The following is a 10,877-nucleotide window of genomic DNA, read 5'->3' as shown; positions in this document are numbered from 1 at the left end:
CCGGGCGGCCACCTCGTCCGCCACGAACTCACCGAGGCGCCCGAGCTCGCGGCGACGAGCCAGCTCGGTGATCATCCGCGCCTGACGCGCCGCCACCCACGAGGTGATGCGTTCCCACCCCGCGATCGCCTCCACCACCGCCGCCTCGTGCAGGTCAGCCGGCTCCAGGCCGTCCAGCAGACCCACCAGCTCCTGCCCCGGGAGCAGGCGATCCAGGGCGTCGGCCAGCGCGACCCCGGTCGGCACGGGGGCCTCGCCGCTCGCCTCGCCGCTCACCTCGACGCTCACCGTCGAGGGCAGGTGCGCCGCCCCCTCGATCAGCACACCCACCATCTGCCTGAAGATCACGTCCACGGACCGTGACGCCGAGCGGCGGCGCGGAGAGCAAGGGTGCCGACGGCGCGGCCCTGACGCCGTGCGCGCCCGATGCGTCGCTCGCACCCGCTGCGTCCTTCGCACTCGCCGTCTCGAACATGTGTTCGACTCTAGACCGAGCCACCCACACGACGCTGCTGCGTCCTACCGATCTCGGACGTTGCGCCTCTGCGACCGGGTCAGAGCGCGACCTTCTGGCCGATCCCGCGGTCGAGGGCCGCCGCGTACACGCGCTGGGCCGTCACCACGTCGAGGACCGCGGAGCCGACGCACTTGAAGACCGTCACCTGGTCGTCGCTCGTGCGCCCCGCCGCTCGGCCGGCGACCACCGCGCCGAGCTCCACGATGCGGGCCGGGTCGAGCAGCCCCCGGGCGATCGGGTCCACGAGGTCACCCGCCTCGACCGTGGCGGCCGGCGTGTCGACCACCACCAGACCGGCGCGCCCGACGAGCCGCGGGTCGAGCTCGCGCATCGCCGGCGTGAACGCGCCGATCGCGTTGACGTGCGCGCCGGGCGCCACAGCGGAGTCCGAGACGACCGGCGTCGTCGCCGGGGTCGCCGCGGTCACGACGTCCGCCCCCTCCACCGCCGCCGTGGCCGACGACGCCGCGACCAGTCGTGCGCCGTGACGCCCCTCGAGCGACTCGCGCGCGCGGTCCACGAACGCGGCGGTCCTCGCCGGGTCGCGCGAGTAGACCCGCACCTCGTCGAGGTCGCGGACCGTGAGCATCGCCTCGAGCTGTGCGGGCGCCAGGCTGCCCGTCCCGAGGAGCGCCCCTGTGCGCGCGTCGCTGCGCGCGAGCGCGTCCGTCGCGACGCCCTGCACCGCTCCGGTGCGCCGCTGCGTGAGGACGACCCCGTCGACCAGTGCGACGACCTGACCGGTCTCGGCGTCGAGCACGAGCACGTGCGCCGGCGCCGCGTCGATGCCGCGGGCCGCGTTGCGCGTGAAGAGCGAGATCACCTTGAGCCCGAACGCGCCGAGCTCGGGCACCCGCGCCGGCATGACGAGGGTGTGCCCCTCCTGCTCCGGGACGTCGAGGTTGAGGCGCAGCGGCACGTCGGCACCCCCCGTGGAGAGCAGCCGCACGGCGTCGCGGGCGGCGTCGACCGCCTCGAGCATCGTGAGGAGGGAGCGCACGTCGTCGGCGGTGAGGATCAGCATGGGCCGACGGTAGCGGCGACGCGACCCCCACCGGTGCGGCGTCCAGCCGGGGGCCGGCTAGATCGCGCCGCCCTCGAGGAGGTTGCAGTCCTGGAACGACGCGCCGTCGTATCCCACCGTGAACCACGCACGGCGCTGCTCCGCGGAGCCGTGCGTCCACGCCTCAGGGTTGACCGTGCCGGTCGCCTGCTCCTGGATCCGGTCGTCCCCGACCGCCTCGGCGGCCGAGATGGCCTGGCCGAGCTCCTCTGCGGTGATCGGCTCGAGGTACGTGATGCCGGTCTCGGGGTCCACCGTCGTGGACGCGTCGCCGGCCCACATCCCGGCGAGGCAGTCCGCCATGAGCTCGATGCGGACGCCGTCGGAGTCGGGTCCGGTCTGCGTGCGGTCCGCCGCCTCCATGACCCCGGTGATCGTCTGGACGTGGTGGCCGAACTCGTGGGCGATCACGTACATCTCCGCGAGCGGGCCGCCCTGGGCCCCGAACCGGTCGCGCAGGTCGTCCCAGAACCCGAGGTCGAGGTACACCGTCTGGTCCGGCGGGCAGTAGAAGGGCCCGGTCGCGCTCGTGGCGTTCCCGCACGCCGTCGAGACCGACTGCTCGAAGCTGACGACGCCCGGCTGGACGTACTCGACGCCGACCGCCGGGAGCGCCCCGGCCCAGTAGACGTCGAGGGACTCGGAGGCCCCCGCGAGGCGGCACAGCGGGTCGGAGTTCGCCTGCTCGGCCGTGCAGTCCCCGACCGCACCCTCCTGGGCAGCGCCCCCGCCGCCGCCGAGACCGTTGACGAGCGGGCCGAGGTCCTGCCCGAAGAGCAGCGCGCCGAGCAGCACCACGATGCCGCCGATGCCGCCGCCGATCGCAGCGCCCCGGCCGCGGCTCGTGCGTACGCGACCACCCTCGAAGCTCCCGCCCTCGCTGAACGTCATGCGGCGAACGCTAGACCCGGCCCCGAGGTGCCGCAGGGCGAGGGCGGTGACGCCCGCGGGCGGCCGGCTCAGTCGCCGAGGCCTCGCGCGGCCAGGGCGTCCCCGGTCGCCCGGGCCCGCGCGACAGTGCGGACTGCGGCAGGGACGAGCAGCGCCCGCGGATCTCGCTCCAGCCCGCGCGCCCGGGCGGCGTCCCGGACCTCGGCGACCGTCTGGACCAGCGCGGGGATCGTCCGCAGCATCAGCGCCACGGCGAGCGCGACGACGTCGGGGCGCACCCCGATGTGGCGCAGCGGCCGCAGCGAGCGCTCGAGGACGTCGAGCATGCGGTCGGCGGGCGTCGTCGCGGTCACGACCCCCGCGGCGAGCACCAGGCTCACCAGGTCGGCCCCGACCTCGACGGCGACCGCAGGCCCACGCTGCCACCACTGGTAGGCGCCCAGGACCCCCGCCGTCACCAGCACGGGGAGCAGTCCCCGGACCGTCGCACGCGCGGGGACGCGGGCGACCACGGCGGCGACCGTCGCGATCGCGAGCAGGACGGCGGCGGTCGCCGGGCCCCGCAGGACGATCACCGCGACGCCGAGCAGCGCCAGGGCCCCGAGCTTCACGTCGACCGGCGCCCGGTGCAGCGGCGTCGTGCCGTGAACGTAGAGCCCGAGCGGCCCGGTCCACGGGCGTCGGCTCCGTCGGCGGCGGACGCCCGCCGCCGACACGCCGGCCCTCGCCGGGTGCTGCCGCCTCACCGGACAGCCATGAGCGCGCGGTACTGCTCGACCCCGACCGGTGCGCCGCCGTCGGCCACGACCTTCCCCGCGTCGACGACGAGGACCCGGTCGGCGCGAGCCGCGGCCTCGAGGTCGTGCGTCACGAGGACCACCTGCTGGTCGAGGGAGTCGAGCAGCTCGTCGACGACCCGGCGCCACCGCAGGTCGAGCAGCGTGGTCGGCTCGTCGCACACGAGGATCTCGGGTTCCGTCGCCAGGACCCCGGCGAGCGCGAGCAGCTGCTTCTGGCCGCCGGAGAGCGAGTGCACGCTGACCTCGGCGAGGTGTCCCAGATCGAAGCGGTCGAGGATCCCGCGGACCCGCGCGTCCCGCTCGGCCCGATCGAGGCGCAACCGCCGGAGCGAAAGCGCGATGTCCTCCTGCGGGGTGGGCATGACGACCTGGGCGTCCGGGTCGGTGAACACGAAGCCCACCTTCCGGCGCACCGCCGCGCCGTCCGACGCGGTGTCGAGCCCGTCGACGACGACGCGGCCCGACGTCGGCAGCACGAGACCGTTGACCAGGCGCGCGAGCGTCGACTTCCCGGAGCCGTTCGCCCCGACGACGGCGATGCGCCGCTCCGTCAGCCTCAGGTCGACGTCGTCGAGGATCGGCACGTCCGGCGCGCCACCGGCGCCCTCGACGACGACCGAGACGGCCTTGAAGGTGATCACGGGCGGTGGGCCGGGCGAGGCAGCGTCAGCGACGCTGCCGCAGCATGTCGGGGAAGGCGCGGAAGATCGCGGCGGCGACGACGGCGACGAGCGCGTTCTTGATCACGTCACCGGGCAGGAAGAGCGCGCCGAAGCGGATCGCCTCCGCCGGCTCGAGCCCGCCCCGCCACCCCATCACGGTGATGCCGATCGGGTGCGTGAACACGAGGCTCCCGGCCATCGCGGCGCCGAACAGCACGACGGGGACGAGGGTGGCCCGTACGCGACGCGCGTACCCGGCCAGCAGGCCCGCGAGCGCCGCGGCGAACGGGAAGGCGACGAGGTACCCGAACGACGCCTTGCCGACGACCGCCAGCCCGCCCGTCGCCTCGGCGAACACCGGGAGACCGGCGAGGCCCACGGCGAGGTAGAGCAGGACCGCGAGAGCACCACGTCGGGCGCCCAGCACGACACCGGCCAGCATGACGGCGAACGTCTGCCCGGTGATCGGGACCGCCAGCCCGGCGACCGGGATCGTGAGCTGGGCGCACGCCGCGATGAGCGCCGCGAAGGTCGCGACGAGCGCCACGTCCGTCGCGACGGAGGACCGGAGCGCCAGCGGTGCGGCCGTGGGCGCGGCGACGGCGGGGCCGGCGGCCGGTGCCCCCGCGGGCACAGCGGCTGGGGCGTTCTCGGGCACGGACGGCATGGCATCTCCCGGTGAGGGTGGGCAGCAGCTCGTCACGCTAGCCGGTCGTTAGACTCGTGGGCGTTTGTGTCCGCCACCAACATCCGCGGACCGCTATCGAAGGAATCCTCAGTGATCACTGCCCATGCCGTCGAGCTGCGCGTCGGCGCGCGCGTGCTGCTCGAGGAGGCGACCTTCCGGATCGCCGCGGGCGACCGGATCGGGCTCGTCGGGCGCAACGGTGCCGGCAAGACGACGCTCACCAAGACGCTCGCGGGCCAGACGCTGCCCTCGGGCGGGCAGATCACGCGTTCGGGCGACGTCGGCTACCTGCCGCAGGACCCCCGGACCGGGGACCTCGACATGATCGCGATGGACCGCGTGCTCTCGGCGCGGGGCCTCGACGACATCGTGCGGGCCATGCGGACCACCGAAGCGGCCATGGCCAGCACCGACGACGCGGTGCAGGAGACCGCGATGGAGAAGTACTCCAAGCTCGAGGCGCGGTTCACCGCCGCCGGCGGCTACGGGGCCGAGAGCGAGGCGAGCCGCATCGCGTCCAACCTCGGCCTCGACGAGCGCGTGCTGGGCCAGACGATCGGCACGCTCTCGGGCGGTCAGCGCCGACGGGTCGAGCTCGCCCGCATCCTGTTCTCGGGCGTCGAGACGCTGCTCCTCGACGAGCCGACCAACCACCTCGACGCCGACTCGATCCTGTGGCTCCGGGACTACCTCCGGTCCTACCCCGGCGGGTTCGTCGTGATCAGCCACGACACCGAGCTGCTGCGCGCGACCGTCAACAAGGTGTTCCACCTCGACGCGAACCGTGGCGAGCTCGACCAGTACAACCTCGGCTGGGACGCCTACCTGCTCCAGCGCGAGACCGACGAGAAGCGTCGCAAGCGCGAGCGCGCCAACACCGAGAAGAAGGCGTCGGTGCTGCTCGCGCAGGCCGACAAGATGCGCGCCAAGGCGACCAAGGCGGTCGCCGCGCAGAACATGGCGCGCCGTGCCGAGCGGATGCTGTCCTCGCTCGAGGAGGTGCGCGCCTCCGACAAGGTCGCCCGCCTGCGCTTCCCGACCCCCGCGCCATGCGGCCGGACCCCGTTGACGGCGTCGGGCCTGAGCAAGTCCTACGGTTCCCAGGAGGTCTTCACCGACGTCGGGCTGGCGATCGACCGGGGGAGCCGCGTCGTCATCGTCGGCCTCAACGGCGCGGGCAAGACGACGCTGCTGCGCATGCTCGCGGGCCTCGACACCCCCGACACGGGCGAGGTCAGGCCCGGCCACGGCCTCAAGCTCGGCTACTACGCGCAGGAGCACGAGACGCTCGACACCTCCCGGACGGTCGTCGAGAACCTGCGCTCCGCCGCGCCCGACCTCACCGACACGCAGGTCCGCTCGGTGCTCGGCTCGTTCCTCTTCTCGGGGGACGACGCCGAGAAGCCGGTCCGCGTGCTGTCCGGCGGGGAGAAGACGCGGCTCGCGCTCGCAGCTCTGGTCGTCTCGTCCGCGAACGTGCTGCTGCTCGACGAGCCGACCAACAACCTCGACCCGGCGAGCCGCGAGGAGATCCTCGGTGCGCTGCGCAGCTACGAGGGTGCGGTCGTGCTCGTCTCGCACGACGAGGGAGCCGTCGAGGCGCTCGACCCCGAGCGCGTGGTGCTGCTGCCGGACGGCGTCGAGGACCTCTGGGGTCCCGACTACGCGGACCTCATCTCGCTCGCCTGACCGGTCAGCGCAGCTGGGCGTCGATGAGCGCGTCCTCCTCGTCCTCCGCGCTCGGCCCGCGCGAACGGTGCACGCGGGACGGCCTGGACCTCGGGGCCGGTGCCCTCCCGCTCACGCTGCCGACGCCGACCGCGGACGGGCCGCCCGCGACCGTGGTCCGTCCGTCGACGTCGTCGCCGCGCTCGAGGAGCTCGCGCCGGGCCATCCACGAGAAGCCGACGAGCGCCCCGAGCGCGAAGGTCCACCACTGGAAGGCGTACGACAGGTTCGAGCCCGGGTCCGTGCTCGGACGGGGGAGCCGGCCGAGCGGCTGCGCCGGGGCCGGATCCTCGGCGGCCAGGGCGCCGTACGCCGCATAGGCCTCGGCACCCTCGAGCCCGGCGGCGGCGAGCACCTGGTCGATCGAGATCGCCTGCACCTGGCCGGCCGGCGCGCCGCGCGAGGACGCCGGCTCGTCGGCCCGCAGCCGGACGGTGATCTCGACCGTGCCGCGCGGCGGGTCCGGTACCGCCTCGGCCTGCTCGCTGTCGGCGCCGGTCGGCACCCAGCCGCGGTCGACCACGAGCACCGGGCGGTCCCGCCCCGCGGCGGTCGCACCGTCGGGCTCACTGCCGGGCTCGCCGGTGCCGCCCGTGACCACGAACGGCACCAGCACGTGGAAGCCGGGCTGACCCGCGACGGGTCGGTTGCGCAGCAGCGCCGTCGCCTCGGCGTCGTACTGCCCGATTACGGTCACCGGCCGCCACACCTCGTCGTCCCCGAGGGCGTCGGTCGGGCCGGCGAGGACCTCGTCCAACGGCACGGGTTCGGCGTCGTACCCCGCCTCGATCGTCGCGATGACCTCTGCGCGCGCGGCGTTCCGGGTCCACTGCCACCAGCCGAGGAGTCCGCACACGACCGCGAGCACGACCGCCACGGTGACCAGCCCGGCGGCGCGCCGGGCCGCGGGGCTCAGGCTCCGCGCGCTCACCGGTCCACACCCCCCGGTGGTGGCGGCACCGGACGTCGGTCGAGCTCGGCCACCGGCACCGTCGAGCGCAGGAACGCGCGGGCGCCCAGGAACTGCTCGAGGTGCGCGCGGTGGTCGTCGCACGCGAGCCACACCTTGCGCCGCTCGGGCGCGTGGAGCCTCGGGTTGTTCCAGAGCAGCCCCCAGGCGGCCTCGGCCCGGCAGCCACGGGCGCTGCAGATCAGCTCGTCCACGGCGTCGGCGCCGAGCGACCCGAGGCCCGGGCTCGTGGGCTCGCTCACGCGTGGCGTCCGCTCGTGCGGTCGGCCGTCCGGGCCGTCATGCCCGCGGGCCGGTCGTCGGCGGCTGGTCGTGGGGACGACTGATCAGCGCGCGGGGGTCGATCGTCTCGAGCGGGTCGTCTCGCCGCTCCCGGCCGGCGTTCGCCAGGATGACGGCGACGTAGGGCAGCACGACGGCGCCGACCAGCAGTACGGCGGACACCCACATCGGGACGCGGTCCCACGTGAGGATCGCGAGGAGGAAGCAGACGACACGGATGCCCATCTGAACCAGGTAGCGCCGCGTGCGGCGCGCGAGGTCGTCCGCCAGCGGTTCCGGGGCTGTCGTGATCCGGTGCACCTCGGGGGTGCCCGGATGTGGCTTGCTCACCTGGTGAGTTTACGTCGGGTGCCCGCACCACTCATCCTCGGATACCGTCAGTCCTCGTCACGCCGGCCGGCGGTCTGCCCCCGCTCGGCGTGCAGGCAGCTGGACCCCGCACCCGAGATGAGGACGAAACGCGTGACTGAACCCCGCAGCGTGCTGGTGACCGGAGCGAACCGGGGCATCGGCCGGGCGATCGCCGAGCGGTTCGTCGCGGCGGGGGACAGGGTCGCGACGATCTACCGCCGCGGCGACGTGCCCGACGGCGTCCTCGGCGTAGTCGGTGACGTGCGGGACACGGCGTCCGTCGACGCGGCCTTCACCGCGGTCGAGGCGGCGCACGGCCCCGTCGAGGTGCTCGTCGCGAACGCCGGCGTCACGCGGGACCAGCTCCTGATGCGCATGACCGACGAGGAGTTCGAGACGGTCGTCGACGTCAACCTGACCGGCGCGTTCCGCTGCGTGCGGCGCGCGTCCACGGGCATGATCCGGCTGCGCCGCGGTCGCATCGTGCTCATCTCGTCGGTGGTCGGCCTGTACGGCTCGCCCGGACAGGTCAACTACGCGGCCTCGAAGTCGGCCCTGGTCGGCATGGCCCGGTCGATCACGCGTGAGCTCGGGGCGCGCGGCATCACCGCGAACGTCGTCGCGCCCGGATTCATCGACACCGCGATGACGGCCGAGCTGCCGATCGAGCGCCAGGAGGCGTACCGCGCCTCCATCCCCGCCGGGCGCTTCGGCCAGGCCGAGGAGATCGCCGGCGTCGTGCAGTTCCTCGCCTCCGCGGACGCCGCCTACGTGACCGGGGCCGTGATCCCGGTCGACGGCGGCCTCGGCATGGGTCACTGAGCGGCCGACGCTCCTCCTCGCCCCTCTCGTCCCCGAACCACCCTCGAACGCACGGAAGGCCACGCCATGGCTCTGCTCGACGGCAAGAAGCTCCTCGTCACCGGTGTGCTCACCGACGGCTCGATCGCCTTCCACGTAGCGCGGCTGGCCCAGGAGCAGGGCGCCGAGGTGGTGCTCACCTCGTTCGGGCGTCAGTTCCGGCTCACCCAGGCGATCGCGCGCCGGCTCCCCGCGGCGGCCCCGGTCGTCCAGCTCGACGTGACGTCGGCCGAGGACCTGGACGCGCTCGCCGAGCGGGTGCGCGAGCACACGGACCACCTCGACGGCGTCGTGCACTCGATCGGGTTCGCGCCGCAGTCCGTGATGGGCGGCAACTTCCTCGCGGGGGAGTGGCCTGACGTCGCCACGGCGCTCGAGATCTCGGCGTACTCGCTCAAGTCGCTCGCGGTCGCAGCCAAGCCGCTGCTCGGCCGGGGCTCGTCGATCGTCGGCCTCACGTTCGACGGCCGGTACGCCTGGCCGGTCTACGACTGGATGGGGGTCGCGAAGGCCGCGTTCGAGGCGACCTCTCGCTACCTCGCGCGGGACCTCGGCCCCGACGGCATCCGCGTCAACCTGGTCTCGGCCGGGCCGGTCCGCACGACGGCGGCGAGGTCGATCCCCGGCTTCGAGACGATGGAGGGCGGGTGGCCCGACCGCGCGCCTCTCGGCTGGGACGTCTCGGACCCGGAGCCGACCGCCCGTGCCGTCGCTGCCCTGCTGTCCGACTGGTTCCCCGCCACGACCGGCGAGATCGTCCACGTCGACGGCGGCGTCCACGCGATGGGGCTCTGACGGTCGTGACCGGCGGCGCGGGCGCGGCCCGTCGTCTCGTGCTGCTCCGGCACGCCAGGGCCGAGCAGGGCGGCCGGGACGTCGACGAGCTGCGTCCGCTCGCGTTGGAGGGCCGACGACAGAGCACCCGGGTGTCCGCGGCGCTGGTCGAGCACGGTCTGGTCCCGGACCTGGTGCTGTGCTCGTCGGCGGTCCGGACGCGGCAGACGTGGGAGCTCGTCCGCAACGGGCTCGGGGGCGCGAAGCCCGAGGCGGTCGTGACGGATGCACTCTACGAGGCGGGCCCCGGCGACGTCCTCGCCCAGGTGCGCGAGGTCGACCCGGGCGTGCGGACGCTCCTGGTCGTCGGGCACGAGCCGACCGTGTCGACGCTCGCGGCCCTGCTCGCCGGCCCGGGGTCCGACGACGCCGGCGTGGCTCGCGTCCGTGCCGGGATCTCGACGGCCTCGTTCGTCGTCCTCGAGGTCGACGTCGACTGGAGCGGCCTCGACCGGGCCGGCGCCGTGCTGCGGGCGGTCGTCTCGCCGAAGGACTAGCGGTCCAGCAGGGCGAGCACCTGGTCCAGCCGCCCGTCGAGCGCCACGTGGGCGTGCGCGCGCACGAGCGGCTTGGCGTTGAAGGCCACGCTCAGCCCCGCGACCGCGAGCATGCCGAGGTCGTTCGCGCCGTCGCCGATCGCGACGGTGTCGCGCAGGTCGACGCCCTCGGCGCGCGCGAAGTCGCGCAGCGCCTGCGCCTTGCCCTCGCTGTCGACGACTGCTCCGGTCACGCGGCCGGTGAGCGCGCCGTCGGCCACCTCGAGGCGGTTGGCGCGGGTGTGGGCGATAGCCAGGGACGCCGCGAGCGGCTCGACGATCTCGGCGAAACCGCCGGAGACCAACGCCACGGGCCAGCCGCGGCGCGTCAGCTCCTCGACCAGCTCGCGCGCGCCCGGCGTGAGCTCGACCTCGCGGCGGACCGCGTCCAGCACCCCGACGGGGAGCCCGGCGAGAGTCGCGACCCGGGCGTGCAGCGAGGCGGCGAAGTCGATCTCGCCGCGCATCGCCCGCTCCGTGATCTCCGTGACGTCCGCCTCGGACCCCGCGTGCGCGGCGAGCATCTCCACGACCTCGCCCGTGATCAGCGTCGAGTCGACGTCCATGACGACCAGGAGCCGGCGGGCGTCGGTCGGTCGGGCTCCGGAGGCGCCGGGCGCGGGCGGTGACGTCACCCGCGCAGGGTAGCCGCGGCGTCGTGCACGGTGCCGCGCCCGCCCAGCACCGGGGCCGG

The 10,877-nt window shown here is 74.5% G+C and carries 13 protein-coding genes and 1 pseudogene; 4 read left to right on the top strand and 10 right to left on the bottom strand.

Annotated elements, in window-relative coordinates; genetic code table 11:
- The 6 genes and pseudogenes from HIR71_RS11195 to HIR71_RS11170 form a co-directional block, all read right to left on the bottom strand.
- Window positions 1–348, bottom strand: a pseudogene (locus HIR71_RS11195) (hypothetical protein); the annotation flags it as partial.
- Between the two features lie 206 nt (window positions 349–554).
- Entirely contained in the window at window positions 555–1,541 is a 987-nt protein-coding gene (locus HIR71_RS11190; protein ID WP_169325141.1) for an ornithine cyclodeaminase family protein, read from the bottom strand.
- A gap of 57 nt (window positions 1,542–1,598) precedes the next feature.
- On the bottom strand, window positions 1,599–2,471 hold the full coding sequence (ypfJ, locus tag HIR71_RS11185; RefSeq protein WP_169325140.1) for a KPN_02809 family neutral zinc metallopeptidase: 873 nt from the start codon (window positions 2,469–2,471) through the stop codon (window positions 1,599–1,601).
- A 68-nt stretch (window positions 2,472–2,539) separates the two neighbouring features.
- Window positions 2,540–3,217, bottom strand: a complete 678-nt coding sequence (locus HIR71_RS11180) for an energy-coupling factor transporter transmembrane component T family protein (RefSeq protein ID WP_311836235.1) — start codon at window positions 3,215–3,217, stop codon at window positions 2,540–2,542.
- On the bottom strand, window positions 3,214–3,912 hold the full coding sequence (locus HIR71_RS11175; RefSeq protein WP_169325139.1) for an energy-coupling factor ABC transporter ATP-binding protein: 699 nt from the start codon (window positions 3,910–3,912) through the stop codon (window positions 3,214–3,216). Before HIR71_RS11175 ends, HIR71_RS11180 begins: the two co-directional genes overlap by 4 nt.
- A gap of 25 nt (window positions 3,913–3,937) precedes the next feature.
- Window positions 3,938–4,600 (bottom strand): biotin transporter BioY, encoded by a 663-nt coding sequence (locus tag HIR71_RS11170; protein WP_169325138.1) that lies wholly within the window; start codon window positions 4,598–4,600, stop codon window positions 3,938–3,940.
- A 111-nt stretch (window positions 4,601–4,711) separates the two neighbouring features.
- On the opposite strand from HIR71_RS11170, the gene abc-f reads away from it, so the two are divergent.
- Entirely contained in the window at window positions 4,712–6,310 is a 1,599-nt protein-coding gene (abc-f, locus tag HIR71_RS11165) for a ribosomal protection-like ABC-F family protein (protein ID WP_169325137.1), read from the top strand.
- 4 nt (window positions 6,311–6,314) lie between these two features.
- On the opposite strand, the gene HIR71_RS11160 is transcribed toward abc-f, so the two are convergent.
- The 3 genes from HIR71_RS11160 to HIR71_RS11150 are packed head-to-tail and all read right to left on the bottom strand — an operon-like array spanning window position 6,315 to window position 7,931.
- Window positions 6,315–7,280, bottom strand: coding sequence for an SURF1 family protein (locus HIR71_RS11160; RefSeq protein ID WP_311836234.1), 966 nt, complete (start codon window positions 7,278–7,280; stop codon window positions 6,315–6,317).
- A complete protein-coding gene (locus HIR71_RS11155) occupies window positions 7,277–7,561 on the bottom strand; it encodes a hypothetical protein (RefSeq protein WP_169325136.1) in 285 nt (94 codons plus the stop codon). Before HIR71_RS11155 ends, HIR71_RS11160 begins: the two co-directional genes overlap by 4 nt.
- A gap of 37 nt (window positions 7,562–7,598) precedes the next feature.
- Entirely contained in the window at window positions 7,599–7,931 is a 333-nt protein-coding gene (locus HIR71_RS11150) for a DUF3099 domain-containing protein (protein WP_311836233.1), read from the bottom strand.
- 117 nt (window positions 7,932–8,048) lie between these two features.
- Here HIR71_RS11150 and fabG point away from each other — a divergent pair, with 117 nt between their 5' ends.
- The 3 genes from fabG (at window position 8,049) to HIR71_RS11135 (ending at window position 10,144) form a co-directional block, all read left to right on the top strand.
- Window positions 8,049–8,774, top strand: a complete 726-nt coding sequence (gene fabG, locus HIR71_RS11145) for a 3-oxoacyl-ACP reductase FabG (RefSeq protein ID WP_169325135.1) — start codon at window positions 8,049–8,051, stop codon at window positions 8,772–8,774.
- A gap of 66 nt (window positions 8,775–8,840) precedes the next feature.
- Window positions 8,841–9,608, top strand: a complete 768-nt coding sequence (gene fabI / locus HIR71_RS11140; protein ID WP_169325134.1) for an enoyl-ACP reductase FabI — start codon at window positions 8,841–8,843, stop codon at window positions 9,606–9,608.
- Between the two features lie 5 nt (window positions 9,609–9,613).
- Window positions 9,614–10,144, top strand: coding sequence for a SixA phosphatase family protein (locus HIR71_RS11135; protein ID WP_169325133.1), 531 nt, complete (start codon window positions 9,614–9,616; stop codon window positions 10,142–10,144).
- Here the strand turns inward: HIR71_RS11135 and serB are convergent.
- Window positions 10,141–10,818 (bottom strand): phosphoserine phosphatase SerB, encoded by a 678-nt coding sequence (gene serB / locus HIR71_RS11130; RefSeq protein ID WP_169325132.1) that lies wholly within the window; start codon window positions 10,816–10,818, stop codon window positions 10,141–10,143. The genes HIR71_RS11135 and serB overlap by 4 nt on opposite strands.
- Between the last annotated feature and the right edge of the window lie 59 nt (window positions 10,819–10,877).

Source organism: Cellulomonas fimi (assembly GCF_012952065.1).
GTDB lineage: Bacteria > Actinomycetota > Actinomycetes > Actinomycetales > Cellulomonadaceae > Pengzhenrongella > Pengzhenrongella fimi_A.
This window is presented reverse-complemented; position numbering and strand designations above follow the sequence as displayed.